General features: G+C 46.4%; 19 protein-coding genes. 11 read left to right on the top strand and 8 right to left on the bottom strand.

Annotated features, from left to right (window positions below; all coding sequences use genetic code 11):
- Positions 1–27 precede the first annotated feature (27 nt).
- A complete protein-coding gene (locus tag NCI00_RS04080) occupies positions 28–657 on the top strand; it encodes a hypothetical protein (RefSeq protein ID WP_253525286.1) in 630 nt (209 codons plus the stop codon).
- A 1-nt stretch (position 658) separates the two neighbouring features.
- Here the strand turns inward: NCI00_RS04080 and NCI00_RS04075 are convergent, their stop codons facing one another.
- The 4 genes from NCI00_RS04075 to NCI00_RS04060 form a co-directional block, all read right to left on the bottom strand.
- On the bottom strand, positions 659–2,032 hold the full coding sequence (locus NCI00_RS04075; RefSeq protein WP_253525285.1) for an amidohydrolase family protein: 1,374 nt from the start codon (positions 2,030–2,032) through the stop codon (positions 659–661).
- A gap of 358 nt (positions 2,033–2,390) precedes the next feature.
- Positions 2,391–3,392, bottom strand: a complete 1,002-nt coding sequence (locus NCI00_RS04070; protein WP_253525283.1) for an OmpA family protein — start codon at positions 3,390–3,392, stop codon at positions 2,391–2,393.
- A gap of 139 nt (positions 3,393–3,531) precedes the next feature.
- Positions 3,532–4,503: a glycosyltransferase family 2 protein gene (locus tag NCI00_RS04065; RefSeq protein WP_166557288.1), complete on the bottom strand. Its 972-nt coding sequence runs from the start codon at positions 4,501–4,503 to the stop codon at positions 3,532–3,534.
- Between the two features lie 132 nt (positions 4,504–4,635).
- Positions 4,636–6,237: a sodium:solute symporter family protein gene (locus tag NCI00_RS04060; protein ID WP_253525281.1), complete on the bottom strand. Its 1,602-nt coding sequence runs from the start codon at positions 6,235–6,237 to the stop codon at positions 4,636–4,638.
- Between the two features lie 211 nt (positions 6,238–6,448).
- Between NCI00_RS04060 and NCI00_RS04055 the strand changes: the two genes are divergently transcribed.
- From NCI00_RS04055 to NCI00_RS04030, 6 genes are all read left to right on the top strand, one after another.
- Positions 6,449–7,273 carry an HpcH/HpaI aldolase family protein gene (locus tag NCI00_RS04055; protein ID WP_253525279.1) on the top strand — a complete coding sequence of 275 codons (825 nt, stop codon included), beginning with the start codon at positions 6,449–6,451 and terminating at the stop codon, positions 7,271–7,273.
- Positions 7,274–7,387: 114 nt separating this feature from the next.
- Entirely contained in the window at positions 7,388–8,368 is a 981-nt protein-coding gene (locus tag NCI00_RS04050) for a Gfo/Idh/MocA family protein (RefSeq protein WP_253525277.1), read from the top strand.
- Between the two features lie 195 nt (positions 8,369–8,563).
- Positions 8,564–9,949 (top strand): purple acid phosphatase family protein, encoded by a 1,386-nt coding sequence (locus tag NCI00_RS04045; protein ID WP_253525274.1) that lies wholly within the window; start codon positions 8,564–8,566, stop codon positions 9,947–9,949.
- A 494-nt stretch (positions 9,950–10,443) separates the two neighbouring features.
- Complete coding sequence (locus tag NCI00_RS04040) at positions 10,444–11,316, top strand: DUF808 family protein (RefSeq protein WP_253525272.1); 873 nt, start codon at positions 10,444–10,446, stop codon at positions 11,314–11,316.
- Between the two features lie 70 nt (positions 11,317–11,386).
- A complete protein-coding gene (locus NCI00_RS04035) occupies positions 11,387–11,638 on the top strand; it encodes a hypothetical protein (protein ID WP_253525270.1) in 252 nt (83 codons plus the stop codon).
- Between the two features lie 464 nt (positions 11,639–12,102).
- Complete coding sequence (locus NCI00_RS04030) at positions 12,103–12,375, top strand: hypothetical protein (protein ID WP_253525268.1); 273 nt, start codon at positions 12,103–12,105, stop codon at positions 12,373–12,375.
- 55 nt (positions 12,376–12,430) lie between these two features.
- Here NCI00_RS04030 and NCI00_RS04025 read toward each other — a convergent pair whose 3' ends face one another.
- From NCI00_RS04025 to NCI00_RS04010, 4 genes are all read right to left on the bottom strand, one after another.
- The gene (locus NCI00_RS04025) at positions 12,431–13,984 is read right to left on the bottom strand and encodes a calcineurin-like phosphoesterase C-terminal domain-containing protein (protein WP_253525266.1); all 1,554 of its coding nucleotides are present in this window, start codon (positions 13,982–13,984) and stop codon (positions 12,431–12,433) included.
- 123 nt (positions 13,985–14,107) lie between these two features.
- The gene (locus tag NCI00_RS04020) at positions 14,108–16,519 is read right to left on the bottom strand and encodes a hypothetical protein (RefSeq protein WP_253525264.1); all 2,412 of its coding nucleotides are present in this window, start codon (positions 16,517–16,519) and stop codon (positions 14,108–14,110) included.
- 220 nt (positions 16,520–16,739) lie between these two features.
- Positions 16,740–17,726, bottom strand: a complete 987-nt coding sequence (locus NCI00_RS04015; protein ID WP_253525262.1) for a metallophosphoesterase family protein — start codon at positions 17,724–17,726, stop codon at positions 16,740–16,742.
- Positions 17,727–17,774: 48 nt separating this feature from the next.
- Positions 17,775–18,872, bottom strand: coding sequence for an acyltransferase family protein (locus tag NCI00_RS04010; RefSeq protein ID WP_253525259.1), 1,098 nt, complete (start codon positions 18,870–18,872; stop codon positions 17,775–17,777).
- Between the two features lie 101 nt (positions 18,873–18,973).
- Between NCI00_RS04010 and NCI00_RS04005 the strand changes: the two genes are divergently transcribed.
- The 4 genes from NCI00_RS04005 (at position 18,974) to NCI00_RS03990 (ending at position 25,322) form a co-directional block, all read left to right on the top strand.
- Positions 18,974–21,553 carry a family 20 glycosylhydrolase gene (locus NCI00_RS04005; protein WP_253525256.1) on the top strand — a complete coding sequence of 860 codons (2,580 nt, stop codon included), beginning with the start codon at positions 18,974–18,976 and terminating at the stop codon, positions 21,551–21,553.
- A 173-nt stretch (positions 21,554–21,726) separates the two neighbouring features.
- Positions 21,727–22,575 (top strand): ROK family protein, encoded by an 849-nt coding sequence (locus tag NCI00_RS04000; RefSeq protein WP_253525254.1) that lies wholly within the window; start codon positions 21,727–21,729, stop codon positions 22,573–22,575.
- Between the two features lie 220 nt (positions 22,576–22,795).
- Complete coding sequence (locus tag NCI00_RS03995; protein ID WP_253525252.1) at positions 22,796–24,049, top strand: sugar MFS transporter; 1,254 nt, start codon at positions 22,796–22,798, stop codon at positions 24,047–24,049.
- A gap of 109 nt (positions 24,050–24,158) precedes the next feature.
- Complete coding sequence (locus NCI00_RS03990) at positions 24,159–25,322, top strand: DNA-binding transcriptional regulator (RefSeq protein WP_253525250.1); 1,164 nt, start codon at positions 24,159–24,161, stop codon at positions 25,320–25,322.
- Positions 25,323–25,360: the final 38 nt, after the last annotated feature.

Raw genomic sequence — 25,360 nt, 5'->3', positions numbered from 1 at the left:
TTTTAAGAAAAATCGTACCTTTTGGAAGTGAAAGTAGCCATAAAAATATTTGCTCCCGAAGACGAAGACCTCGAAAATATACGCGAGGCTCTTCAGTTGGACGCTGCTCAACGCTTTTCAAGAGGAGTAGAGTTACATCGGGAATTATTGTTTTTTCGCCAAAATATGCGACTGACCGAAGATTTTCATTTGAGACTGATTTCAATTTTCAATCAATATAAACTTGATTATCTGGTTGTAGGCGGCCATGCAGTTAACATTCACGGCTATTTGCGTGCTTCCGATGATTTTGACATTTGGCTTCATAATACAACTGCCAACTTAGCACGCTTTCGGCTGGTTTTGAAACAAATAGGGCTAGATAAAGAGCAGATTTACGAATTAGTGCATACCCTTGCTCGTCCCAATGATCGAAGTGTTTATCGCTTTAATATTGAAGGATATAACATTGATTTTATGCTGGCTTTGGCAGGGGTTGACGATTTTGAAACAACCCTGAAAAATGCACTAATTGTTACCTTGGCAGAGCAACAAATCCCCTTTATCTCACTCGAAGATCTTATTCGAGCAAAAAAAGCGTCCAATCGGCTCAAAGACCAATTGGACGTAGAAATGCTTTTGAAAATACAGGAGCTAAAAGAAAATAAATCCTTTTAGTTTACTTTTTCTCTAACTTTTTCAACTCCTTTTCAATGTAGACTTTTGAAAGCCAGTTGGTACCAATCATCACCCCTTCAATCTGTCGGGTCTGATTGATGTCTTTCAGGGGATTGCCACTTAGCAGGACCAAATCCGATACATTTCCAGTCTTTATAATCCCCGAATCTGGTTTATTTAAATAAGAAGCTACGTTGACAGTTCCAGTACGCAAAGTCTCATACGGCGTCAGTCCAGCATCTACGAGGTATTTCATTTCGTGATGAATAGAAAAACCCGGTACATTGAATATTTGGGGAGCATCGGAGCCTAACAAAATCTCCACCCCATTTTTCTGACATTCATAGAGCAGCTTTCGGCGAATTTGTATCAGTTTTTCGGCGCGCGCTTTTGAGAAGTTAGGGTTGCTGTTATAGGTGTTTTTCGTATTTGCCCAACCCTTTACCTGTTCGGGCTTCATGTATTTCATTTCTGGGGCGTTGGTAAAAGCCTCTGCCGAAAGTGGCGATTGCCACCGCTCAGTCAACGCCTGCGTAGGTACAACCCGTATGTGGTTGTTGCGTAGGCCCTCTATTAGTTTTGGAATGAGTGAAGCGTCTGCCCGATCTGCAATCCAAGCCCCAAACAGACCCACTTCTTGTTCGACCAGCGTATCAATTCCTGGGGTTAGGGCTTCAATAAAACCATCCAAATGATCAATGGTCGAATACTTTGCGTCAATGGCCCGCCAAACACCGACATTAAAGGAAACGTGTCCCACAAACGGAATACCAACTTCCTTGGCGGTTTTGGCAATAGCGGGGAAAGTTTCTCTTGTGAGCCCTGGGTGTAACTTTAGAAAATCGTACCCCGCAGCTTTTTGCTCGCGTACCATTTCTGCTCCTCGTTCGGCAGTTTTTACGGTCTGTCCGTTGAACGATGGCCCCGTTGTGTAAAAATGAGGCCCAAGAATCGTTCCGTCGTTGATTTTACTCCGTAATTCAAGGTGTTTTTGGTGGCCGAGCATCCCTCGAATGGTGGTGATTCCATTCGCCAGATAAAGCATCAGCACCTCTTTCATGGGTTCAAAATCGTCCGTTTGGGGAACGTGCGCGTGGATTTCAGCCCAACCGGGGGTTAGGTATTTGCCTTTTGCATCAATGACCAAGGCGCCTTTACTTACTTTCACTTTTGCCGCGTCGCCCAATGCCGTTATGCGACCGTTTTTGATAATAACCGTTTGATTTTCCATGACCCGTTCCTTATCCATCGGGATAACATTAACGGATTTAAAAACGATTTCACGCTGACGATTGTTGACCAGCTCTTGCGCCATAATTGCGGTACAGGAGGCCAAAAGCCAGACAATAAACAGGAGGAGAGAGGAGCTGCGCATACAAGTAGATGGTTAGGATTTGTGCGTAGTAATCAAAATTCCTATTGGGGCGGGGCCATCTATCAAGGAATGAGGTTTATTTGATGGCTGATGCTATGGCAATTTGTTGAAAATATGGCTGACATCAAAAAAGCAAAACAAGATTCTTTATGAGGTATTGGATATTCTTTAAATTGAGAGAGATTTGAGGGGCGCTGATTTTTTACGAGGAAAGGTTAACTAATGAAAAAACGTCCAGCAGGCAGAAACACCCATTGGACGCTTTTTGGGAATATCTCAGGAAATTAAACCCCAATCTTCTCCACGACCAAATAATCGGTTGCGTCTTTGAACCTCTGCGTGAATCCTCTTAACAGTATTACCGAATCACCTCTATCTCCACTCGGCGATTTTTCGCTTTGTTATCTTCTACGTCATTTGACTCGACTGGCAATGCTGCTCCCTTCCATTGCACTACCAATTGACTTGCTGGAACTCCTTTTCGCTCCAAATAACTCGCCACTACTTTGGCACGGTACTCTGAAAGGATGAGATTTTTTTCGGCTTCACCGACATTGTCTGTATACCCAGTGATTTGCAGTTTTATGTGTGGTTGAGCGAGCAAAAATTTTCCTACTCCATCTAAAGCGGTTTTCGCATCATCATTCAACTCATAGGTGCTTTGCGAAAAATACAACACCTTGGTGGTCAATGCCTCCGCAGGCAGTGAAAGTACTTCTTCGGGTTGAGGTTCGATTTCCATAAAATTATACCCTTCCCGCATTTCAAATTGCCTGTAAAACAGCTTTTTCCCCTCTATTGTTGTCGATTTGTATTCGTAAGCGCCTTTGGCTAATGGGATGGACTGACCTGGCCAGTGCTTGCCTTTGTTGTAAGTTTTACGGTAGTCCAAACTCACGTAACGCATCGCATTATTGGTTTGCGTAACTAAGTGATTTACATTTATTTGGTCAGGAAAACGAAATGATACCAACAATATTCCAGGAAAGTTGCCATGAGGTTGAAGCGAATCCTTCTGTACCATTTCTGGCGTAATCGAGAATGTCGCTTTACTCGAAATCTTCCCAATAAACGTGACAGGAATCGTTTGGGGGCGGTACCCATCCGCATCAAACGTTAGAAATTGTGTAGAATCAGGCACTACAATTTCGTACACACCATTGGCATTGGTTTCGTACGTCATTTTTTTTCCCGACTTAAATACCGCCTGAATGGTGCTTTTCTTGAGAAAGTCTTTCGTGGTATTGTCACGAAAGCTTCCGACAATTCGTACCGAGTGATTTTCTACTTGGGCAACTTCCTGAGTAACCCCGCCGCCGTAAAGGTTGCAAACGAAACTTAGCAAATAAGAAATCATCATTTTTTCAATTTAAGAATTTATTTATATCTAAGAAAGTTATATAGTTTCGTTTTTTAACCATAAATTTTATTTTTTATATAAAAAAAGCGCGAGACCCCTTCCCGCGCTTCTATATTCGTAATTTTTTCGTTCAAACTAATTAAACCCCTATCTTCTCCACGACCAAATAATCAGCCTGTTTGACCGTATGTTGTTTGACCATCATTTCTCCCAAAAATCCCGCTAAAAACAGCTGAAATCCGATGACTATGGCGACCAAGGCCATATAAAACAGCGGATTTTCGGTTACGTTGCGAAAAGGCTCGTGGGCAAAAATGAGGTATATCTTTTTAATAATTAAACCACAGGTAATGACAAAACCCAGCAAAAACGAGAGCGTACCCCACAGCCCGAAAAAGTGCATGGGCGCTTTGCTAAAACGGTGCACAAACGTAATGGAAAGCAAATCCAGAAAACCATTCACAAACCGCTCCAGACCAAATTTGGTGCTGCCGTATTTGCGCGCTTGATGCTGTACTACTTTTTCACCAATCTTACGGAAACCGTTCCACTTAGCCACCACTGGAATATAGCGGTGCATTTCGCCATAGAGCGTAATGTTTTTGACCACCCGCTGCTTGTAGGCTTTCAGGCCGCAGTTGAAATCATGCAGATGAACCCCTGATATACTGCGAGTTACGGCATTAAAGAGCTTGGTGGGTAGGGTTTTGGAAAGTGGGTCGTAGCGTTTTTGTTTCCAGCCCGACACCAAGTCAAAACCATCTTCCGTAATCATGCGGTACAATTCGGGGATTTCGTCGGGACTGTCTTGCAAGTCGGCATCCATCGTAATAACCACGCTGCCGCGTACGAGCTGAAAACCCGTTTGCAGGGCGGGCGTTTTACCGTAATTTCGGTTAAAGCGCACCCCTTTGATGTGCGGGTCGCTAACGGCCAGTTTCTGAATCACTTTCCACGAATCGTCGGTACTGCCGTCGTCGACCAGCAGTACCTCATAACTAAACTGATGCGCTTCCATGACCCGCCCAATCCAAGCGGTCAATTCGGGTAACGATTCCTCCTCGTTGAAGAGCGGAATAACGACTGATATATCAAGGGCTTCGCCGGGCATAGTATCCAAAATCAATTGCGTATCGCGCAGCAAAGCTACAAATTCTTTTGGTGCTTCCATTGGATTTTGAGGATTAGGGTGTTGCATAAAACCCAAAATCAACAAACGTGCCAAAGCACTTCAAAATTGCAATTATGCCCCAGTAACGGTCTGTTCTTCGGTCTTTTCAGGCACTTTACCCCTAATTTTTGTCAAAAGAATACCTACCAAAAAGATAGTGAGCGTGCCCACGACGATAATCATATTGGGATGAAACGCACTCCGCAAATACGCTAAAGAATCAGGAATTTGGGCCGAAAAGGTCATCCATAGAATGACGAGCAAACCAATCATGGTTGCCGTAAGGGCTTCCACGTTGCGAGTCTGACGCGAGATGATTCCCAACAAAAACAGCCCCAACATACCGCCCGCAAAAATCCCCGAAAGCACCCACCACACATCCAAAATACTCTTGACACCAATCATGGCAATGCCCGTAACCATGCCCATGAGCCCAAACACCGTGGTGGCAACGTATAGTAATCTCAGTGACTGCTTATCGGTCAGATTTGACTTAATGTAGCGCTGGTAAATGTCGACCGAAAACACCGTGGCCGAAGCGTTCATGCCCGAACTAATGGTGCTCATGGCCGCCGACAAAATCGCGGCTACAATCAGCCCCAACAAACCTGCTGGAACTTTGGTGACCATAAAGTGCGGCATTACCTTATCGCCAAAGTCGCTTGGCTTGAGCGTGGCGGCCAATTGTTTGATGGCCTCTTGCGTTCCACCCGGCAACTTATCGGCCGCCGCTTGCATTTTAACCGCCTCCAACAACTCAGGATTGGATTGGTAATAAGCGTATAGACACGTACCTAATACAAAGAATATCAACGAAATAGGTACGTACAAGTACACGCATAGCCACACCGACTTGGCCGCCTCTTTGATGGAGGTGGTGGTGTGGTAGCGCTGTACGTAGTTTTGGTCCATACCGAAGTTATTGAGGTTCATAAAGAACCCGTAAAGCAATACCACCCAAAAAGTAGGTTGGGAAAAATCTGGTGCGTAGCTACCGAGACTGAATTTATTGTCGGCTTGTCCGATGTCGATGATTTTACCAACTCCTCCCGACATACCATCGACTACCAGCCACAAAATAATGACCGCACCCGCTGTTTTGATTACGCCTTGCACTACTTCGGTCCAAATCACGGCTTCCATGCCTCCCATGACGGTATAGAGAATGATGCAAATACCCACCACCACCATAATCGTGGCCATCGGGTAGCCTGTCAGGGCCTGTAAACTAAGGGCAATTCCGAAGAAAATGGACCCCATACGGGCGAGCTGAGTCAACAAAAAACACACTACCGCGTACGACCGCGCCCAAGGTCCAAAACGGTTTTCGAGGTTGGTGTAGGCCGATACTTCGCCCGTATTTCGGTAAAAAGGAATGAAAAATTTAGTGGCTACCCACGCCGCCAAAGGCATAGAAAGGCTAAACACAAAGGAGTTCCAGTTGCTCCCGAAAGCCTTGCCGGGCACGCCCAAAAAGGTATTGCTGCTTAGAAAAGTCGCATAAATCGACATACCGATGGCCCAGCCCGGAATCTGCCCCGAGGCGGTAGTAAACTGCTCGGCGTTGTTGCTGCTTTCCCGGCTGTTTTTGCGGGAAAAATACACACCAACGCCCACCATTCCGGCTAAATACATTAAAATGATGGCAACATCAATAAGGGGAAGGTTCTTCATGATTTGGGTCTGGGTGCTAAAGCACGATTATTTGTTATTCGTTTATTGTATATCCAGTTAGTTGTGTTCCGAAAATCCGTTTTTCGGTCACGCAATCCTTAATACCTTTTTTTATTCGATTAAGACTATTTATAACTTAAAATACTGCACAGAAGAAATAGCCTCATTCGCCCAAAGGCAAGTACTGTTTCTATCCAATTCAGGAAGACTCATGAGCACTTCAATTACTCCCACGCTACTCCAAAAATTAAAAAACGGTCAAAATGTGTACGGAACGTGCATTACGTCTACCGCACCCATGTGGCCCGCCGCCATCAAGCGCACTGGCGTTGATTTTGTGTTTATTGACACCGAGCACATCCCACTCGACCGCGCCGAATTAGCCAGAATGTGTCAGATTTTCAGGGCATTGGGCATTACGCCCATCGTGCGGATTCCTGAGCCCAATCCTTTTTTGGCTTGTCAGGTGATTGACGGCGGTGCATTGGGCGTGGTAGCGCCTTATTTAGAATCAACCGCCCAAATTCAGGAGTTGGTAGGGGCCGTTAAATTTCGACCACTTAAGGGAGAAAAATTAAAGAATTACCTGACGGGAGCCGAAGAAATGACGCCTGAACTAAAACAATACATCTCCAACCACAACGCCGCCAATCTTTGCATTGCCAACATCGAAAGCGTACCCGCGTTGGAACGACTCGACGCCCTTTTGTCGGTGCCGGGATTGGATGCGGTGTTTATCGGTCCGCACGACTTATCGGTGAGTCTGGGCCTGCCTGAGCAGTACGACCACCCCGACTTTGAAGCGGCCGTCCGGAGTATTATTCACCAAACCCGCGCCAAAGGACTTTCGATTGGTATTCACTTTTCGCTGGAGCCTGAACGACAAATCAAATGGATGAAAGAAGGAGCCAACATGGTGGTACACAGTTTTGACGTGGCGCTTTTTAGTCAACGCTTACAACATGATTTGAGTATCATCAAACAAGCCGCAGGAGATAGCCCAAACGCTGATGCTACCCCCTCCTTGACGGTCTAGGAATTTGCAAATGCATAAAAACAACTGTCCGAACTGGTAATCTTCCCTTTTTTTGGCCTTTATAGATAAGTAATTAAAAATAAGTAGTTTCTACAAATTGAGCATTAGACAAAAATGGAACAAATCAAATGGGGGATGATTGGCTGCGGCAACGTAACCGAAAAGAAGAGTGGCCCAGCGTTTAGCAAAATACCTAACTCGTCGTTGGTGGCCGTCATGGGCCGTAACGCCGAAAAAGCCGCCGACTACGCCCAACGCCACGGCGTACCTAAATGGTATACCAACGTGGATGAGCTAATCAACGACCCCGAGGTCAACGCCATCTACATCGCCACGCCGCCCGACGTACACCTTGACTACGCCACCCGAGCCATGAAAGCAGGTAAAGCCGTGTACGTGGAAAAACCCATGGCGCGCAACGCCGCCGAATGCGAGGCCATGAACCAGGTTAGTCGCGAAACTGGCGTGCCGCTTTTTGTGGCATATTATCGTCGCACGTTGCCTTATTTTGTAAAACTCAAAGAACTTATCGACCAAAAAGTTGTCGGTGATATTCGGTTGGTAACGGTGCAAATCCATTATAATCCCTACGCCGAAGAAATTGGCGACGACGCGCGTCCGCGCTGGCGCGTAGACCCCGCTATTTCGGGTGGTGGGCACTTTCATGACTTAGCGTCTCACCAGTTTGATTTTCTGGAATACGTGCTCGGCCCCATTAAATTGGCGCAGGGCATTTCTCGAAATCAGGCGGGATTGTACGAAGCCGACGACATCACTGTTGCCAATTTTGAGTTTGAATCGGGGGTGCTGGGCACAGGAAGCTGGTGCTACACGCTCAACCCAGAGCAACGCCTCGACGAATCTCAGCTCATCGGTTCTAAAGGGAAAATTACGTTTTCTTTTTTCGAACGGTTTACCATCAAAGTAGAAACCGCCGATAGCACCGATGAGTACTTGATTCCTTATCCTGAACACGTCCAACAACCTTTGATTGAGACCATTGTGCAGCAGTTGCGCGGTGAAGGCCAATGCCCAAGCACGGGCGAAACGGGCGCTCGTGCCAATACCATCATGGACCAAATTACGCACCACTAACCCACCATTCATTGCAAGGGTATTGGGGCCACTCCAAGTTGGGGCTTTACTGCGCATTTTTTCGTCCAAAAGCACCCCATTTCTAAATTAAGCATTTGATAATAAACGAAATTATAAAATCAGTGGCTTATGAAGTAAGTTTGGTTTTTAAATCCATGCAATTTCGGCCCCTCACGTTTCTAATAACCAACCCCTATGAAAAGTCTTTCTCTTAGTTTCTTGCTTGCCTGCGGACTGATTGCTTTTGTTGGCAAGGCCCAGACCCACAAGCCTTACACGCCTACGCGTTTTCCCGACCGCCTTATTTTGGGCTGGCAAGGCAATCCCGCCACTTCCCAATCCGTCAATTGGCGTACCGACTCATCGGTGGTGGGAGCCGTTGGGGCCATTCACGAAGCCGATGCGAGCCCTGATTTTGTCAAAAAAGCCACCATCGTTCCAGCCGTTACCGAAAAAGTACTCATTGAAGGTAAACAGATTTTATACCATTCGGTCCACTTCAAAGACCTCAAACCCGACACCAAATACAGCTATCGCGTAGGTGCTGGTGACGAATGGAGCGAATGGTTTCACTTTAAGACCGCCAAAGACCAACCCGCCCCGTTTTCGTTTCTCTACTTTGGTGATGCCCAAAACGACATTCGTTCGCTCTGGTCACGGGCCATTCGGGGAGCGTATTCGACAATGCCTTCCGTTAATTTAATGATTCACGCGGGGGATTTGATTACCACTTCCAACGCTGACTGGCAGTGGGGCGAGTGGTTTGAGGCGGGTGGCTGGATTACGGGCATGGTGCCTACGCTAGCTACGCCCGGCAACCACGAGTATTTTAAAGATGCTACTGGGAAAGGGCGGGTGTCGATGCACTGGCGGCCGTCGTTTGTGTTGCCCGAAAATGGTCCCGATAAACTCAAGGAAACCGCATACTACATTGATTACCAAGGTGTTCGTTTTATCTCTTTGGACTCGCAAGGGGCTTTGTTGGACTCAACCGTGATGGATGCGCAGGCCAAATGGCTCGTGGGCGTGTTGAGCAACAACCCCAATAAATGGACCGTGGCGGTGCATCACCACCCCATTTATTCCACCGCCAACGGGCGCAATAACGACGAATGGCGTCAGAAAATAGAGCCTATTTACAAAAAATACAACGTCGATTTAGTCTTGCAGGGGCATGACCACACCTACGGACGCGGCCTCAATATGCCCCTTGGCAAAACACGCAAATTCCCCGATGGGCCTATTTATGTGGTATCGGTCAGCGGGCCCAAAATGTACACGATTGGTTTGCAAGACTGGATGGACCGGGCGGGTTCCAACACGCAATTGTACCAGCTTATTACGGTAGATGGCAACAAACTTTCGTACAAATCCTACACCGTGACGGGAGAGCTGTATGATGTGTTTGATTTGACCAAAAGTGCCAACGGCCGCAATACGCTCATCGACAAAGCGCCTACATTGGCTCCCGAGCGCTTGGCCTTGCCCGAAACCTACCTCAACCGATTCACGCCTGAGCAAATCAAGGAATACGAAAACCGATTTAAGGAATACAAAGCGCGGAAAGAAGGCAAGAAGTAAGACTTTTTTATTGAAGGCAAAAGCAATTGGGGCGACTGATTGCTTTTGCCTTTTTCGTTTTTTACTTTCGTAAAACTACCTCAATAAGGCATTAAAAGCCCCCAAGTTGTGCGTAGTCTTCCGTAGGGAGACTGCGAACCAAAAATAATCAAAGTGTTTGCAACATGGTGAGTGCGCTAGAAGCCGCTAATTATTCTTCCAAAATACTGATTTATTCACCCCAAGCTAGGGAGGCTGTAAACGCCAAATAATTAGCCAGAACTAAAAATAATCCTGTTATACAACAAGTTGCAACCTTAAAACCCGTTAGAGTCCTTATCACAGAAGGGCTATTGTTGGGAAGGACACATACCTCAAATTTTAGGGAAATTTACTCCTGAACTATTAAAACCTATAGACTTTGCCCCGGAAGCAGATGCTTTTTTGCATCACCATGCCCGGGTAGTTAACAAAAAAAGATTTACTTTGGCATCCAAACAACTTTAATCAAAGATATGGCATCAGGCTTTTTTGCAATTTTAGACGACATAGCTGCTTTGATGGACGACGTTGCTGTTGCGGCCAAGCTCGCTACCAAAAAAACAGCCGGAATACTTGGCGATGACCTGGCCGTAAATGCTGAAAAATCAACGGGCTTTGTGTCATCCAGAGAAATCCCTGTTTTATGGGCAATTACAAAAGGGTCCTTCATTAACAAGCTAATTATCATCCCAATAGCTTTATTGCTAAATATATTTTTACCGACTGCCATTATCGTCATACTTATACTGGGTGGTTTTTACCTCGCCTTTGAAGGTGTAGAAAAAATAGCGGAATACTTCTTTCATAAAAAACAACCTGCTCAGCAAGCAGCCATTGGAGAAATGAAAGAAGATGCTGCTTTAGAAAAAACAAAAATAAAATCAGCCGTAACCACCGACTTTATCCTATCTGTTGAAATCGTTATAATTGCCTTAAGTACCGTTTTAAACAATAGCTTAATTATGCAAATTTTAACCATATCGGTTGTTTCCATAATAGCTACTGTGGGTGTTTATGGCATTGTAGCGCTGGTGGTTCGCATGGATGATTTTGGATTTAAGTTGATTGAAAAATCGAAGAAAAAAGGCTTTTTAAACACCCTCGGTCGGTTATTGGTAAGAACGTTACCCGTTGTTATCAAAGTATTTTCGGTGGTAGGAACCATAGCATTACTGCTTGTATCGGGGGGGATATTTGCGCACAATATTGACTATTTACACCACATTTTACCCGAGTGGCCAACCCTTTTAAAAGAATTTACTTTTGGTGTGATAGGCGGTTTCTTGGCTTTAGTTTTAGTGGCTGCTGCTAAAACAATCCTTTCGTTATTTAGAAAAAACACCTGATTTGAATGCCTGTTTTGCCTATTGAAAATTAAAAACACGTTAAACCCTTATCATCAATAACCTCAATCAAATGAAAAAGAACAACTCATTCGAAAACAAGAGCCTCGAAGAACTCAAAGCGACCAAAGCGAAATACCAAAAAATATCCGCGGCAGTGGCAGGTCTTATGACCGTAGCTATCATTTTTATTGTGTATGTAGCCATCACAACTAAAAATTGGGGACAACTTGGTACCCTTGGGGTGATTGGAACATTATTACCTTTATTCATCAGTATCCAAAACTTGGATAAAGAGATCAAAAGAAGGGAACAGAATAATTAAATCTCTGCATTGCTGGAATAGTTTTACAGTTTTTTGAATTTTCTTTAGTTCAACGTTTTCCGAAAACCACCCCAAACTAAAAACAATCAGCCTCTTTGTAACACGGAGATGGCGCTGAAAGCTACTAACTATGCTTTTAAAATACCCGCTACTCAGATAACCTGAATATTACGTTGGATTATTAAAAAAATATAATAAATAACTTCTTTAACACAATTATTGCCCCATTGTTGGCCAATAATAGCCCCACACTGTGAAACTTTCACCTCGAAAAGAAGCCTAAAACCCTCCAAAAGGGGATGGTATGGTTATTTTGATAAATAGAGCCAGAGAGATAATCTCTGAAAATGAGCAAAGAGAAAGAGAGGAGAAATGGAAGAGCGGAATGTCTTACACATGGAAAAGAATCTTTCTCTTTGTTAAAATCAAAAACCATTTTTTTAACAAACCATCTTTTCGTTAAAATGGAAAACAACCAAAAAAGCGGAAATCAGAACCGAGATTCTGAGCAACGCAACAACCCTCAACAACAAGGTGACAAGTCGCAACAGGGACAAGGCCAAACCCAACGTCAGGACTCCGGCACTAAACAGCAGGAACAAAGACAACAAGGTGGGCAGACGCAACAGGGCGACCAAAGCCAACAGCACCAACAGCGCAGCGGAGAAAGCGATGCCGACCGCGAGCTTCGTGAGGAGCAGGAGCAAAAACGACCTAATGATAGCCCAAGTCGCTAGCGATGGTTCATAGAAAAAGGGGGGATTCCACGGAATTTCCCCCTTTTTCTATTTTTTATCGTACCCTAAAAATCCGATGTGAAGTGTAGGTTTTGCCGAAGGCGTCAGTCGTGCGAACAGTCAGTCGGTGCGTACCTGTTGGTAAATCTGCCGGCAATTTTCCCTGCCAAATGTGCGTTGAGACACTGGGTTTATCCATGCTCCAGCCAAAGATTTTGTCCAGTTTGGTGTCGTTGACGGTTGCTTCCAAATAGGCACTTTGTTGAAACATAAGCATATTTCCGGGGTCGCGCTGAGGAGTGAGCGCCAAAGGCGTCCAATTCGTTTGACCCGCCAATTGAAACTCTACCTTGGAGCGAGCCGAGCTGGCAAAAACATTGACCCGCAACTGCGTGGTATCTAGCTCTGCCTTGGTAAGTTCATCGGGCCAATAAATATTCATTTGATAGTCGTCTGGCCGACGAGCCGCTTTGAAGCGAATGGCATATTTGTTGCCGTCAAACGTCAAAATAGAATAGCCGTTGGGCGTCCCGTCGTTCATCGTTGCGTGCGGAATACCCGTTTCATCTTTCAGGCCGCACCACCAACTTCCCGAAATCGTAGCATTGACAAAATGATGATGCGGCGTTGGGTTGGTCCAGCCGTATTTTTCATCCACCCAAAAATTAATCATGGTATGCGTATGCCCCGACGTCGAAAAGGTGTACGGGCGTTTTTCGATGAGCTGAAAGATTTCCTTTCGGTTATCACAAATCACAATCGGAATGTGCATCAGCAAAACGACCAATTTGTCGTCGGGTACGTGGGCAAGGTAATTTTTAACAAACGCAATCTGCGCTTCCGTAAAATGGCCTTTGTACTTCCCGTCGGGGCCGAAATAAACGTTTTTGAGGCCGACAAACGCCACTTGGCCTTCTTCAAAAGCGTAGGTACTTGGGCCGTAAAAACGCTCAAAGGTTTCATCACTGAACTGGTCATCGGAAGCCCCACGGTTAAAATCATGATTGCCAAAAATGTTGTACCAAGGCACGCCGATTTGCCCGATGCTGCCGTTGATTTCCGCAAAAAGGTTAGGGTCATCGGCCACAATATCGCCCAATGAAATACCAAAACGCGCCTTTGTTCCGATGCATTCTTCGACCACGTCGCGTGTTACGTAATTGACCTCCGTCAGGCCCCGCGTTTGCGTGTCGCTGAACAACAGCACCGAAAATTGCCTCTCTGGCTTCTGCTTCCACAACGGAAAATCAATGGAACTGGGCAGCGCACCCGTAGGCGCTATTCCCTCCGACTTGGTAGAGGGCGAGCCGTTGGGTTTATGAAAATAATAATGTTTCGGTAGGTTATCGCTCGTCAGCGGAACGGCATACTCGGCAGGTTTAATCACAAAAAAGCCCGTATCATCGCCCACGGGTAGCGTCCATTTACCGTTTTTATCGGTTTTGACGACTTCTTTGCCGTTGGAAACGCACACGTTGGCAATGCCCAGCTCGCCGCTATCTTTTCGACTGTTTTTGTTAAGGTCGTGGTAGACCGTGCCAGTTGCGGTGGTTTGAGCAAACGATTGCCAACCTACGAATAGAAAAATGCTGCACACAACCTGCTTCATACTAATTTAAAATGGGGTTAAAAGCATATTTGTCATTTTGTAAAAATCTAACTTTCTGCTTTTAGTGGTTCTTAATGATTTCCCTTATAAAAATAAACGGAAAGCTACCTAAGAGCGAAAGCTTTATTTCTTCATCAACCAAATCTCCGTCACTTGTGAGCCGCGTTCTCCTTCGCCACAATTCCAAATAAACGTCACTTTGCCGTCGGCGGTGGCTTTTTGGGGAACGTCAAATTCGAAAATCGGCTGCTCGCCCGTTTGAAGAAAATCGTGGATAACGGAGCCGTCGTCGGTGGTGAGTTTCATGCGTGAGCGAAAACGCCCCGTGTACGAAATTTTCATTCGGTACGACGACTGCGGGTCTAATTCATTGTAGGCGATTTTCAGCGGTTGGTCGTACAGCGTTTTCGCTTGCTTCATCCACACCCGCGGCGTGACCTGTCCTTTAAAACCCGTGGCTTTGATTTCGTCTACCCATTCTTCACCCACCAAACCTACCCCAAATCCAATGCGGGGAGATTGCAAACTGCCAGGGTCTTTTTCCCAAGACACCTCCGACACCACGCGGTGCCAGCTTTCGGGAGAACCAAAATGATCGTAAAAGCCACCAAGCCCAGGGTCGGTACGGCGAAGCAACTGGTCAATTTTCTGCAATCGTTCGGTCTCATTACCCAATTTTTCAATTTTTGATAATTGGTCTAAAAGGTAGGGCGCATCATTGAGCGGAATGTCGATATTGTCCACAAAATTACCGCGTCCCGACATTGCACCGTGTTTAGAAATCGTCAACTGTGCCCCGATACTTCTGTACAATGAATCCGCCAATGCAAAGCACTTGCGGCGGTAATCGGGCAGGATAGGCCACTTCCAGGCTTTTTCCAACGCCGTTTTTGCCCGCTGAATCGTGGCCAGTGAACTGCCAGACCGTACCCTTTCTAGAATATCTTTGGCTTCCTGCTCTACTTCGGTCTCGTACATCAAGCGGCGGCGCGTGTAGGCATCGTAATACGCCCGAATCAGCCCCATCTGGAAGCGAGGATTTTGCAACAGTTCGGGTGAGGCGTCGTTTTCCATCGTCTGCCATTGCATCAGCGTTCGAGATACCGACTCGTTGGTCATCAGCGGTCCTTTTAAATTATTTTCCAACGCCACCAACCCCTGTGCAACGGGTTCTTGATATTCAGGCCCAAAAAACAGGCGGGCGTAGTCCCGTAGTGTTTCAATGACGGGCATGTCTGGATTCCAGTCCTGATCGCTCCACACAAATTTGTTGACGTCGTCGTTAGTGCCTTCCGAGTAGCTGATGCTCCCCACGCCGTATTCATCCAAGGCATTATGAATCATTTTTTCATCGTGCGGACGCGGATTGATGCTCTCCCGCCCGAGCGTCATGGCGTAGGCCAAATCCCAGTGCGGCACGGGGTATTGTGCGCTGTAATTGTGGGTAATATCGGGATAATGGCGAATGGGAATCGCAGGATTTATCACTTTACGAATTTCCGCCACGGGCATTTTAACCCACGGGCCAAACACCACGCCCCCAAACCACGGATAGTTACGATTGACGTGCGAATAAAACGCATCAAACCATTTTTTGGTGGGTCGAAATACCTGCGGCGACACCCATATTTTGGCTTTTGGATGATATTTTTTTAACACAACGGCCATTTTGCTCAGCCACGCAAACATCACGTCGGGCTCTAAGTCGCCTGGGTCACCGCCGGGTACAAACACGTTGTCGAGTTGAGAAACCGTAGAAAAAATCTCGTGCCGCTCTTTCAATTCTTTTTGAATAGAATCGGGGTGTGTGTAGTTGGAGCCCATGTTGGGGTACCACATCCACACGTCCAAGCCGTATTCTTTACAAATCCGGGCTTGCTCCGCAATCATCTTGATGGCGGGCAGCTTCATGTGCCTACTTGTGGCGTCGTCGTCGGTGCGGGGCGGCAGAATTTCGATGCTGTTGGCCCCAAAAAGTGCTAATTCTCGAATGTATTGGTCAAACTGCTCCACCGTAAAAGCATCGTAAGCGTTGGTTTTGGGGCGGTAGCCCAATTGGTGCCCCCGAACGGGATACTTAGGACTCGTAGCCAGCGCCAGCGTAGTAGGAACGGTAACCAACGTATGACTCATTTCCATTTTCCGCAAGAGCCGGCCCACTCCGTACAAAATTCCGCGGGCGTCTTTGCCCACAACGAAAACCGCTTTGGTGTCGGGCATTACCAACAACTTAAACCCTTCGGCGGCGATGGCGGGCAGTTTGCGAATCTCGTCACGTACTTTGGTCGGCAACGCTGACAAATCACTTTCCAACGCAATGCCCACGTAGGGCTTCCCATCCGACGGGAGTTTATTCAAAAGGGGCCAATCCAAGCGGCTGCGTTTTTTTACTTCCTGTTGTAATATCTCAACACTTCGCCGTAACACCTGCTTATCAGAAATTGAAGTATAGATTCGTGCCTCAGAAATATCAATGGTTTGGGCAAAACTGGCAAAACAGGATAACAACAAAAAAATAAATAGTAATTTATTCATAATCAGATAGATATTAAAACAAATAGTCAAAACATGTAGGGGCGGGCCTTGCGTCCGCCCCTGTTTGCGTCCGCCCTTTTTCGATGCGGTTAGAAATCTTTCGCGGTTACTGGGCAGACGCAAGGCATGCCCCTACGTTACATTTTACATTTATTATTTTAGGTTTTTCGGTTCATATACCAAAATATATTTGGGCGTCATACGCCGTTGCGGGCCTGCCCTACGGTTTAAATTTCAGCATTCGGGCCCTGATTTCGGGTACTTCATATTCGCTATTCTGCACGGGGAAACCCACTTTTTCGGGAGCAGGGCCCACCCATTCCGATTTTTTTCCAGCAATAGAAATCGTTCCTTTTGTAGAGATTTCAATCACGGTATAAAGCGGGTCTTTGTAAGGAGCGGTGTATTTTATCCATTTAAAATCTTTATCAATCTGCTGGCTGTACCGCACGTGACCATATTCTTCTCCCAGCCATTTGTACGACATGGAATTGATGCAGACATACCAGATGCCATTGATGTTGTCGGCGCGGTCGTAGTGAATGTGCCCGTAGAAATTGGCAATAATTTTATTCTTTTTGGCCTTCGTATTGTGCGCTTCTAGCATGGCCCGAATATCGGCCGAATTGTCAACACCGTCTTTCCCTAATCCTTGATGTGAGAAAATAACGATGGGTGTTTTGGCTATCGCTAATTCATCTTTCAGCCACGCCAATTGCTTCTCTCCGATGTATTGCTGATAGCCTTTTACGTCGGGTGTTTTTTTGTCGTTTCCGTCCAGCACGATAAAATAAAAACCATTTTGTTGGAATGAATAATACGAAGAGGACATACCACGGTAAGCCAATGCCTGCGGTAGAGAAAATCCTCCGTCCATTTCGTGGTTGCCGATGACCTGATATTTTGGGCCAGCGTACGACTTCCAAATATCAAATCCGTAGGCATACTTGGGCGCGGGCGTACCAAAATCACCGAGTTCGATGATAAAATCGGGCTTGGCGGTCTTCATGCTGTCCATAAAAGCCGTGAGGCGCTCTTTGGCGTCGTGCATGGTGGGCACATGCACATCCGTAAAGAGACCAAACTTTACCTTTTGTGCCTTTTGAGCAAAGGAGGTGGTGGAAAGGAGAAAACCGAAAAACAGAAAAACAATAAAATAACAAACCGAAAATGGGTTCGCCCGCGCGGTGTAAAAATGGTTTTTCATAAATCAACAAATTATTCGAGTAAATCAATGCCTGACAATCAGATGTTGTTACAATTTGATAAATATCTTTTTTTGATAAAGAAAATAAGCGGGGACAAAATTGACCGAAACAAAAAACAGTGCGTACACCAAACTGGCCAAATTGGGCGCAACGCCTGCGTTGATTAAACCATTGACAACGTGCTGATTGAGCGAATAGTCGCCGAATTTTGCCCCGTAAAAAAAGAGTGCTAATACGTCTCCCAATACATACACCGCAATGGCGTTTGCGCCAAAGATAATTCCGGGTTGGGTACCTTTGGTTTTGCCCAAAACATCGACCATAAAATATAAAGCCCCCAGCAGCAAGGCCGCAAAACCCGACGTCACGAGGACAAACGAACTCGTCCAAAGGTTTTCATTGACTGGAAAACCCAAGCCCCAAAAATACCCCAATGCCGCCGAAAACACGCCCGCCGTCATGAGGTAATTAACTTTTTCGTTGGGCGTAAAGGTACTTTGCAACAACCGCCCGGCCAGCATTCCCGTTATGCCCGACACGATAGACGGAAACGTACTCAGGATACTTTCGGGGTCCCAGGTGCCCTGCCACATTTTACCCGGCAGAAATTTACTATCAAACCACGCCACCAGATTTACGCCCGGTTCTAGCATCACTTGCCCCACGCCCGGCGTAGGAATCAGCGTCAACGCCAGCCAATAAACGACCAGTATGAGGCCCCCAATCCAAGCCTGTTGTTTCCAATTTGTATTCAAAAACAAAATAGCACACCCCAAAAATACAAACGCAATGCGGTGCAATGTGCCCGTCCAACGTATGTCGCTGAAATCAAAGTTGGGCATCAGGTTCAAAAACATTCCCACCGCAAATATCTTCAGTGAGCGAATGACGATTTTCTTGTAAAGTTCTCCTTTCGGACTGCCGTCTTGCTTTCGTTTGGAATACGCAAAAACAATCGAAACCCCCACCACAAACAGAAAAAAAGGAGCTACCAAATCTGTAAAAGAAAGGCCGTTCCACTTGGTATGACGCAGGGTAAAAAAGACGTGCTCCTCGCTGCCTGGGAAATTGACCATGAGCATGGCCGCAATGGTAAACCCTCTCAGCGCGTCCAGCGAAATGAGTCGGTTGGTTTGTGGTAGCATCAAAAGGAAGGGATTAAGTCAATGTTAAAAATTACTTCAAACCTGAATGGTATTTTTAATACGTGCCACAGTATTATTAGGGCTATTTAACCCCGCAAATTATGCGTAATATTTTACATAGTGCGTTTCTCTTTACAACAATTCTTGCGATTATCAGCTGTAAATCAACCCAAAGCGGTGAGTTTGACCAAGCTGGCAAGGTGGCTATTTCGTGGGAATTGGTCAGTAATTTTGTGGGGCCGAAAGACACCTTTGAAGCCAAATTTTACCTAAAAAACAACGGAACGCTCACGTTAAATGACCGTGATTGGGCATTATTTTTCAACATGGCTCCGCGCCCCCTCACGGGGCATCCGACTCCCCAACCCGCTACCCTCGAACACATCAACGGAGATTGGTACAAAATGACGCCCAATAAGGGCTTTCGTCTAGCCCCCGGCGACTCGCTGACGGTGAGTTATCGGGGAACGGAAGGCATCATAAAAGAAACCGACGCGCCTTTGGGCTTGTATTTTGTATTTTATGATAAAGCAGGAAAAGAGACACAAATCGTACAGCTTGACCCCTGTACTGTGGTGCCCTTCACCAAAAAAGAGCAATTGCTACGCGGAAGCAACGACGAAGACCCGATTTTGACCCATGAGCAGCAATACAAAGAAAATTTGGGCGTCAGTCCAGTCAGCGCCGACCAATTGTTGAAGGTGATTCCGACACCCGTGAAAGTAACGTCTGGCAAAGGAACGTTTGCTTTGACCGCCTCCACGCCCATTCATTACCAAAACGGACTGGAGAGCGAAGCCAAATTGCTCGCCCAACGTCTCAAGGAGTTGACCGGCGGCGATTTTACGGTAAAAAATGCGGCCCCTGCTGACAACACGATTTCGCTGCAAACGGGCAAAGTCGCCGTCAACGGCATCAGCAAAGAAGCCTACCAACTGAACATCAACGACAAAGGTATTTCCATCGTCGGCAGCGACGCGGCGGGGGTTTTTTACGGTACACAGAGTTTGGTGGCGCTGATTCCTACCCAAGCGTTTGTTCAAAAAGCGGCTTCGGTTGGTTTGGATTACGTTCAAATCGAAGATGCTCCACGTTTTCATTTTCGTAGTATGCAGCTCGACGTGAGCCGAAATTTTCAGACCAAAGAAACCCTCTTACGGCTGCTGGATGTGCTGGCGTTTTATAAACTCAACCACTTTTTATTGTACACCACCGAAGACGAAGGCTGGCGATTGGAGATTGAAGGTTTGCCCGAACTGACGCAGGTAGGTGCACAACGTCAACACATTTCCTCGTACAAGAATGCCGCCCTGCACCCGGGCTATGGTTCTGGACCAGTGGCGTACGAAAAAGGCAAACATGGTAGCGGTTTTTATACTAAAGCAGATTTTATTGAAATCCTAAAATACGCCGCTGCACGGCACATCAAAATCATTCCTGAAGTAAATCTGCCCGGACACGCCCATGCCGCCATCAAAGCCATGGAGGCGCGCTATGAGCGATTGATGAAGGAAGGCAAAGAAAAAGAAGCCAACGAATACCGCCTCATTGACCCCGATGATAAATCGGTGTACCTATCGGCGCAGGGCTATAAAGACAACGTAGTGGACGTAACGCGGGAGTCCACCTATCGTTTTTACGAAAAAGTCACCGACGAAATCATCAAAATGTACAAGGAAGCAGGGCTAACGCTCGACCTTTTCCACATCGGTGGTGATGAAGTTGCCGCAGGCGCTTGGACGAAGTCCCCTTTGGCACAGGAACTTCTCAAAAAAGACCCAAGTATTGGCAATGAATACAACCTACATCCGTATTTCATTCGTCGATTGTTGCCAAGACTCCAAAAACGCAACCTTCAGGTACATGGTTGGGAAGAAGTTTCGATGATTAAAGACAAAGAAGGTACGTTGAAAGTCAACCCTGAGTTTGCGGGCAAAAATGTCGTTCCTTACGTTTGGAACAACGTGTATGACCCCGACATGGGGTATAGAATCGCCAATGCTGGCTACCCTGTGGTGCTCTGCAACGTCACCAATTTCTATTTTGATTTGGCCTACAACAACGACCCCAAAGAGCCCGGTCTCTATTGGGCGGGGTTTGTAGACACGCGCGACAATTACACCTTTGCGCCCTACGATATGTTCAAAACCACCTACACCACCGCCATGGGCAAACCCATGGTCTTTGATAAAGTGGAACGCCTCAAACCCGAAGCCCGCAAAAATATCATTGGCGTAGAATGTCAGCTCTGGAGCGAAACCGTCAAAGGCCGCGACATGATGGAATATTATACCCTCCCCAAGCTTATGGGATTTGCTGAAAGTGCCTGGAGTGCCGAGCGCCCGTGGGAGAATATCGCCGATAAAACGACGCGAGAAAAAGTCATTCAAACGGGCTGGAATGTATTTGTAAATACGTTGGCCCAGAAAGAGTTGCCACGATTAAGTTATCTCAACGGCGGCTACAATTACCGAGTACCGTTACCGGGAGCCCTCATTGAAAACGGCACCCTGAACGCCAACGTAGCCTTTCCAGGATTAACGATTCGGTACACTACTGACGGCAGCGAGCCCACCCAAAAATCAGCAGAATACAAAAGTCCAGTAAAAGTAAGCGGTACCGTTAAACTGAAAAGTTTTGATGCCTCTGGCAAAGGAAGCCGAACCGTGATTGTGAATTGATTAAACTAAAAAACACAAAAGAATCATCAGTAAACGGAATTTACTGTCCAAAATTCCGAGGGTCGGTATTGCTTCAACAGTCCACAACTTTACGGTAAATAAATAGGTAACTAGCGGCAGGATATGCCCCGTCGCAGGAATGAAAAAAAGAAAACGATTAAAAAAGAGTGAACATGAAAATAGGTGTAGATTTAGGAGGAACAAAAATAAAGGCGGGCGTCGAAACAAACGGTTCGATTATTCGGCAGAACACCATATTCCTTCAACAAAAGGACTCGTTATCGGCTACTTTAACCCAATTAATCAATCTTATTAAACCCCTGACCGACTACCCCGCCACCAGCATTGGTATCGGTGTGCCGTCGGTGGTGGATGTTGAACGCGGCATCGTGTATAATGTCGCGAATATTCCCTCATGGGAAAAAGTGGCCTTGCGTGATATTTTAGAAGAAGAATTCAACCTGCCAGTATTTGTCAACAACGATGTCAATTGTTTTACCCTCGGAGAGCACCGTTTCGGAGTGGCCAAAAATTACAGCTCGGTTGTCGGGATGACCATCGGCACAGGCCTTGGTTCTGGATTAATCATTGATAATCAGTTATATATAGGGCACAATTGCGGGGCGGGAGAAATAGGCCTGCTTCCTTATCGCGACCATAACCTTGAATACTACGCTTGTAGCAATTTCTTCGATTCTATCCACGGCACCACCGCCCTCGAAGCAAGCCAAGCGGCACTTAATGGTAACAAAAAGGCCATCAATATGTGGTCTGAATTTGGGGTACATATCGGGTGTGCAATCAAAGCCGCCATGTATGTATTTGACCCAGAAGCCATTGTATTGGGCGGGTCGATTTCCAAAGCCTATCCTTTATTTAAGGCGGGAATGTTGGAAACGCTCAACGATTTTGCCTATCCGCAGTCGCTCAAGCGCCTCAAACTGCTTCAATCTCAAGATGATGATATTTCAATGTTGGGAGCCGCCGCGCTGGTTTCGCAAGACTTGAAGGTGAAAGTTTAGGAGCAATAGAACCGCTCGGGTAGCCCCGCGAAGAATGTAAAACCGAAAAATACAAAACCGCGAGGGTGGTTTTGTGAAAAAATAGATTTCAACTTTGTACGGGACTGCGTCGGGCGGTTTGCTATTTTACATTTTTCAGTTTTGCGGCTCCAATTGCATCGTTTGCGCCATTCGCATTAAGAATTAACTTTGTCTTTCCTATTCCTGTAAACCCCATTCCATGAAAAGCAACACCTTTATTGTCATTCTGATTTTTCTGATATTCTTCGTTATTTCCTTTCTTAGCAACATTCTGGGGCCCATCATCCCCGACATCGTTTCTGGTTTTGATCTGAGTATTGGACTTGCGGGTTTTTTACCATTTGCTTTTTTTGTGGCGTACGGGGTGGCCTCCATTCCTTCGGGGATTTTGGTGGAAAAATACCGGGAGAAAAAAGTGCTTTTGTGGGCTTTTATGATGGCTTTTGGAGGGGCATTATTGTTTGCCTTGGTGCCTACATTTACGGTGGCGTTGGTTTCATTGTTCATCATCGGTATTGGCATGGCAATGTTGCAAGTGGTGATTAATCCGTTGCTGCGGGTGGCGGGTGGCGAGGCCAATTTTGCCTTTAACTCGGTGATGGCACAGCTTTTTTTCGGGGGAGCTTCGTTTCTGAGCCCGATGTTGTACAGTTATTTGGTCTTAAATGTACACGCTGGCACGGCATCCAATGCTGTCATCAACACGCTCAACCAAATTGTGCCCGCCGACCTGAAATGGGTGTCGCTGTACTGGGTGTTTGCGGTGGTGGCTTTTCTGATGGTGGTCGTGGTTCGATTTGTTAAGTTCCCCGAAGTGGAACTTAAGGAAGATGAAAAAATTGATACCGAAAATGCCTTCAAAGACCTGCTCAAAAACCGCTATGTATTCCTGTTTTTTATCGGTATTTTCTGCTATGTAGGTACTGAGCAGGGCATTGCCAACTGGACTTCTAAGTTTCTCCAAACCTACCACAACATCGACCCCGCCACCGAAGGCGCGTCGGTCATTTCTTATTTTTGGGGTTTACTTACCATTGGCTGTATTTTAGGATTGGTGTTACTCAAAATCTTCGATAGCCGTCGGGTATTGATTTTATTCACCGTGGGCGCCATTGTTTCGGTGTTGGTGGGGCTGTTTGGGCCGGTTCAAGCGGCGCTGTATGCGTTTCCGCTAAGCGGATTTTGTGCATCGGTCATGTGGTCTATCATTGTGTCGTTGGCGCTCAACTCGGTGCCGTATCACCACGGTACATTTTCGGGAATTCTTTGCTCAGGCATTGCGGGCGGTGCGGTGGTGCCGCTCATTATCGGCGGATTGGCCGAATTGGTCGGTTTACGCTTGGCAATGTTGTTTTTGATGATTACTTTAGGGTACATTTTGAGCATCGGTCTCTGGGCCAAACCCCTCGTGACCAATGCCACCGTCAAAAGTTGGAAAGAGCTTTTTTCGTAAGGCTATGGGCGTTTGTGTACGAGGTTTCTGAAAACCGAAAGTTAACAAATGATAAAATGCTCCTTCCAGAAACGGGTGTGTACCTAAAATTAACCCTACTCCGTCACACATGTACAAGATCATTCTTCTCATCGACTTTGCCGAAGAATACAGCAAGGGACTGTTGAAAGGAATCTCTAAATATTCCAAAGAGCACGGACCCTGGATTTTCTGTCGGATGCCGTTGTTTCAGCGCGAAACAATTGGCATTGACGGGATTTTGGAGTGGGCGCTCGAATGGGAAGCCGACGGTATCATCGGGCAGTTGTACAACGACCCCAAAATCAGTAAAATCGTGGAAGCAGGCATCCCCGTCATTGCCCAAGATTTTAAAGAGCGCTTCAAAGAGATTCCCAACATCACTGGCGACCACTACGAAGCGGGTAAAATGGGGGCCGAGTATTTTCTCCGAAAAGGATTCAAGAACTTCGCTTTTTATGGTTTCAAAGACATCGTTTGGTCGCGTGAGCGCGCAGATGGCTTCGAAGATCGGGTCAAAAAAGCGGGGCATCAAGTGCATTATTTTGAGCACATTATGGCGCGGTCGAGTGAGTTGTGGTACTACAAACCCAGTCCGCTGAGTCAGTGGCTCAAATCGCTTCCCAAGCCCATCGCGCTTATGACTTGCGACGATAACCAGGGTCAACACATCACCGAAGCCTGTCGTCAGTCCAATATCCGTATTCCCGAACACGTGGCAGTGCTGGGCGTCGACAACGACGAAATGATTTGTGAATTTTCGGACCCACCACTGTCGAGCATCGGCCAAGACACCGAAAAAGGCGGCTACGACGCGGCCAAGCTACTACACCACATGATTGAGAACGGCACGGCCGACTATTACGACATCATCGTTAAACCCACGCAAATCATCACGCGGCAGTCCACCGATATTTACGCCACCAACGACCGCTACATTGCTTCTTCGTTGAAGTTTATTCACCAAAATATCGACAAAAACCTCCAAGTGGAAGACATTGTTAAGCAGGTTCCACTATCGAGAAGAGCCTTGGAACAGCGTTTTCAGGACATTACAGGCTATCCCATCTACAAATACATTTTTAATCTGCGTATCGAAAAGTTTACCCAAAAACTCATCGAAACCGACATGACGGTTTTTGAAATCGCACTGGACATGGGGCTAGCTGACAGCAAAAACATTGCGCGTCAATTTCGCCAAATCAAAGGCTGCACGCCCATTGAGTACCGGAATCAGCATTTGGCAGGGAAGTGAGTGCTCCAAGTTTCGTTAAAATTGGTGCATTAGGAATT

Origin of the sequence: Runella salmonicolor (genome assembly GCF_024158025.1) — a bacterium.
In the GTDB taxonomy this organism is placed as follows: domain Bacteria; phylum Bacteroidota; class Bacteroidia; order Cytophagales; family Spirosomataceae; genus Runella; species Runella salmonicolor.
This window is presented reverse-complemented; position numbering and strand designations above follow the sequence as displayed.

Excerpts from the sequence above, each read along its gene's own strand:
- NCI00_RS04040 (WP_253525272.1), top strand. The coding sequence starts at position 10,444 with ATGGCATCAGGCTTTTTTGCAATTTTAGACGACATAGCTGCTTTGATG.
- NCI00_RS04010 (WP_253525259.1), bottom strand. The coding sequence starts at position 18,872 with ATGCTACCACAAACCAACCGACTCATTTCGCTGGACGCGCTGAGAGGG.
- NCI00_RS04020 (WP_253525264.1), bottom strand. The coding sequence starts at position 16,519 with ATGAATAAATTACTATTTATTTTTTTGTTGTTATCCTGTTTTGCCAGT.
- NCI00_RS04055 (WP_253525279.1), top strand. The coding sequence starts at position 6,449 with ATGAGCACTTCAATTACTCCCACGCTACTCCAAAAATTAAAAAACGGT.
- NCI00_RS04075 (WP_253525285.1), bottom strand. The coding sequence starts at position 2,032 with ATGCGCAGCTCCTCTCTCCTCCTGTTTATTGTCTGGCTTTTGGCCTCC.
- NCI00_RS04000 (WP_253525254.1), top strand. The coding sequence starts at position 21,727 with ATGAAAATAGGTGTAGATTTAGGAGGAACAAAAATAAAGGCGGGCGTC.
- NCI00_RS04065 (WP_166557288.1), bottom strand. The coding sequence starts at position 4,503 with ATGCCCGGCGAAGCCCTTGATATATCAGTCGTTATTCCGCTCTTCAAC.
- NCI00_RS03990 (WP_253525250.1), top strand. The coding sequence starts at position 24,159 with ATGTACAAGATCATTCTTCTCATCGACTTTGCCGAAGAATACAGCAAG.
- NCI00_RS04035 (WP_253525270.1), top strand. The coding sequence starts at position 11,387 with ATGAAAAAGAACAACTCATTCGAAAACAAGAGCCTCGAAGAACTCAAA.
- NCI00_RS04005 (WP_253525256.1), top strand. The coding sequence starts at position 18,974 with ATGCGTAATATTTTACATAGTGCGTTTCTCTTTACAACAATTCTTGCG.
- NCI00_RS04045 (WP_253525274.1), top strand. The coding sequence starts at position 8,564 with ATGAAAAGTCTTTCTCTTAGTTTCTTGCTTGCCTGCGGACTGATTGCT.
- NCI00_RS04050 (WP_253525277.1), top strand. The coding sequence starts at position 7,388 with ATGGAACAAATCAAATGGGGGATGATTGGCTGCGGCAACGTAACCGAA.
- NCI00_RS04025 (WP_253525266.1), bottom strand. The coding sequence starts at position 13,984 with ATGAAGCAGGTTGTGTGCAGCATTTTTCTATTCGTAGGTTGGCAATCG.
- NCI00_RS04060 (WP_253525281.1), bottom strand. The coding sequence starts at position 6,237 with ATGAAGAACCTTCCCCTTATTGATGTTGCCATCATTTTAATGTATTTA.
- NCI00_RS03995 (WP_253525252.1), top strand. The coding sequence starts at position 22,796 with ATGAAAAGCAACACCTTTATTGTCATTCTGATTTTTCTGATATTCTTC.
- NCI00_RS04030 (WP_253525268.1), top strand. The coding sequence starts at position 12,103 with ATGGAAAACAACCAAAAAAGCGGAAATCAGAACCGAGATTCTGAGCAA.
- NCI00_RS04015 (WP_253525262.1), bottom strand. The coding sequence starts at position 17,726 with ATGAAAAACCATTTTTACACCGCGCGGGCGAACCCATTTTCGGTTTGT.
- NCI00_RS04070 (WP_253525283.1), bottom strand. The coding sequence starts at position 3,392 with ATGATGATTTCTTATTTGCTAAGTTTCGTTTGCAACCTTTACGGCGGC.